The sequence below is a fragment of the Streptomyces sp. NPDC016677 genome, from assembly GCF_055562815.1.
On sequence record NZ_JBVHEO010000038.1, the window covers coordinates 1 to 1,796 of the forward strand.

The following is a 1,796-nucleotide window of genomic DNA, read 5'->3' on the forward strand; positions in this document are numbered from 1 at the left end:
TACACTGCTGTAATTGAGTTTCAGAAACGAGGGGCTATACATTATCACCTATTGGTCTATAACCTTCCTTACACGCCTGTAGACGTTCTATCGGACATCTGGGGTCATGGGTTTGTTAAAATAAATAAAATAGACCACGTGGACAATGTAGGGGCTTATATAACGAAATATATGATAAAGGATAATATTGACGAAAGATTACTTGGAGAGAAGTCTTATTTTTCGAGTAGAGGGTTAAAGAAGCCTGAAGAGTATATTTTGACGGAAAAAGAAAAAGAGACTCTGCTAAAGTCTCATGACGAATATATAACATATTCCAAAAACTATGAAAATGAATATCTAGGCAATATTCATAAGATACAAATTAACTTAAATCGCAAAAGTTAACAGCGCTATTTTAACACATAGAAAATAAAAATACTATGACTTTACCGTTTTCTAATAGCGGGTAAAGTGTTCAAACTTTGACAATGGGACTCCTATAATGGGGTCCTTATTTAATTTCCTTGAAAATATAAAATCCGCCCTTTTGCGTGTGGGTGGGGTGACTCCAGTTGGGGCCCCCGACACCGCAAGGCGGATTTATTTTATTTATAAAAGACCGAGAGAAATAACACTAACCATTATGGTATTGACATGATACCACTTTGATACTATAATGATACCATAAGGAGGTGAAGTTATTGGGAAAAGCGGTTTTTTCTCTAAGGCTTACTGAAGACCTACACGAATGGTTAAAAAAAGAAGCTGAAAAGAGAGGTATGTCGGTCAACGCTTTGATTTCATACATACTGAGCGAATATAAAGACGATAAAGAGTTTTAACGGAGTAGTTCTACGTAGTGAAAGCGTAGCGGTTCCTTTACTTGGAAAGGCGACTCTGATAACCTAGTTCGGTTTGCCACATTAAAGATTTCTAGAAGGTGGCGACGGTGGCAAGTAATCTGGGTCGCAAAGGTTCCGAGTCAAGGATTCATGGAGTAGATCTACGCAGTGGTGATGGTGAAGCGCAACTAAAAAAACAAGAAAAGAGGACGAGCACATGTTTAATATTTCTTATTACAAAACCGAAGACACAAAAGTAATGGTGGTTACATTACACGCACTAAAACAAACTATCATTTTGCAACCAGGATTCTTTTATAAAATTTCAGGAGTTGATAGAAAAGTAATAACCGGCTGCGGCGAATTTAGTGGTACAATTCTAGTAGATTTAGGATTTATATTTCCGTTTAAATCTGATAGAAAAATAGGTTAATATTTAATCGCTATTTCTGTTTCTTACTTAACTTGATTATAGCGATTAATAAGCAGAAAAATTTAGACAAGGAAGAGAGGTATTTTATAATTGAGGTATCGTCACAAACTAATAAAAAGTGGCGGTGTATGGGAATTATTGAGCTACGAGAAAGAGGTAGCAACAGGTAAAGATGCAGTTCGTGAAAATGCTGGTAGGAAAAAACAGTCTGATCATGATTGGATAAATGATGCTGAAACAAAGATGAAGAACAGGTCTGATGTGTTATATCGTGCAAGGAAGCAAGTGTTTAACCAAGCAAATGCCAATGCAAATGCGTGGAACGAGCAACCGAAATTTTTCACACTTACATATGCTGAAAACATGCAGGACATAAAACAATCTAACTATAACTTCAAAAAGTTTATCCAAAGGCTGAATTACACTTTAAAAATAAAACTAAAATACACTGCTGTAATTGAGTTTCAGAAACGAGGGGCTATACATTATCACCTATTGGTCTATAACCTTCCTTACACGCCTGTAGACGTTCTATCGGA

3 protein-coding genes are annotated in these 1,796 nt (G+C 36.2%); all 3 read left to right on the plus strand.

Features of this window, described 5'->3' with window-relative positions:
- On the plus strand, positions 1-387 hold a 387-nt coding region (locus ACZ3IG_RS36105), incomplete at its 5' end, for a rolling circle replication-associated protein (RefSeq protein WP_463351414.1).
- Between the two features lie 287 nt (positions 388-674).
- Positions 675-824 (plus strand): toxin-antitoxin system HicB family antitoxin, encoded by a 150-nt coding sequence (locus tag ACZ3IG_RS36110; protein ID WP_350502499.1) that lies wholly within the window; start codon positions 675-677, stop codon positions 822-824.
- Between the two features lie 571 nt (positions 825-1,395).
- A partial coding sequence (locus tag ACZ3IG_RS36115) for a rolling circle replication-associated protein (protein ID WP_463351415.1) occupies positions 1,396-1,796 on the plus strand: 401 nt, incomplete at its 3' end.